We start from the raw sequence: 1,096 nt of genomic DNA, 5'->3' as shown, positions 1-1,096 counted from the left end.
CGCCTGGCCTTTGGCGGTGGCGGCCTCGGCGGGCGAAGCGGCGGGCTCTGCTGCGGCGGCGTCGGATGGGGCGGTGGCGGCCTCGGCGGGCGATGCGGCGGGCGATGCGGCGGCAGCCTCGGATGGGGCGGTGACCGGGTCGTCAGATGGGGGTGGCGGGCTGCCGGGTGATTTGGCGGCCGTGGTGCGGATGCGGGTGGGTCAGCCGGTGCCGACCGAGCAGGTGCTGGCCCAGCCACCGGTGCGCGACGTGTGGCAGGTGATCGGCGTTCGCGACAGCTATGAGGAGCGGCTGAGCGTGCGGCGGGTGTGGCTGATCGGCAAGGAGACCGGGCGTGCTGCACTGGTGCTGTCGTTCGCCGCGCCGGGGCAGTCACTGCCGTCCGACCTGACGGGCGGCACCGAGATCGACGCTGACCTTTGCTTCTATCCCGGCATCCGCGCGCTGGTCGCGGCGACCCACGGGGTGAGCCTGCTGGAGCCGCGCGGCTGGACGGTGGCCGAGTCGTTGCGCCGCCTGACCGATGCGCTCGCGGCCGACCCGTGGCTTGAGGCGTGGCCGATGCTGCTGCACGGCGCGATCGTGCCCGCCGGGCATGGGCCGGGGGAGCGGTGGCATGTGCTCGATCCCGACGGTGAGGCGCTCCCGCTCGACGCGCGCTGTGGTGACCAGTGGCGGTTCTTGGCGGCGTCGGGTGGCGAGCCTGCGGTCATCGCGGCCGAGTGGACGTGGTCCGGCCTGATCCCCCTGGCTATGTATGTCGATGGCGATGTGGTGCTGCCATGAGTGCGATTGTGCGGCGTGCAGGTGGCGGTGGCGGGGTGGCGCTGCCATGAGTCTTTGGCCGGATTTGCTGTCGAGCGCGTTGGTGGGGTTGGACAAGCGGGCGTGTGCCGCGCCGGCTCAAGATGGTCCACTTGCGACAGTGCTGCCGACCGGGGAGCTCGATGCCGATGGGCTGATGACGGCCGCTGCGGCGATCGCTCTGGCGCGCCGGGCCGGGCTGCGGCCGGTGCGCGGGCTTGAGCCGATACTGGCACCGGCCGAGCAGCGCGCGGTCGCCTCGCGCGGTGCCGGGGCGCGGCTGGCGCGGCT

1 protein-coding gene and 1 pseudogene are annotated in these 1,096 nt (G+C 73.4%); both read left to right on the top strand.

All coding sequences use genetic code 11. The features are described from left to right. Nucleotides 1–787 (top strand): annotated as a pseudogene (locus tag DM816_RS41990) (SWIM zinc finger family protein); the annotation flags it as partial. Nucleotides 788–833: 46 nt separating this feature from the next. After that, the coding region (locus tag DM816_RS43405; protein WP_211589097.1) for a DUF5691 domain-containing protein at nucleotides 834–1,096 on the top strand (263 nt) is incomplete at its 3' end.

This window comes from Allorhizocola rhizosphaerae, from assembly GCF_003426775.1.
Classification (GTDB): Bacteria; Actinomycetota; Actinomycetes; order Mycobacteriales; family Micromonosporaceae; genus Allorhizocola; species Allorhizocola rhizosphaerae.
This window is presented reverse-complemented; position numbering and strand designations above follow the sequence as displayed.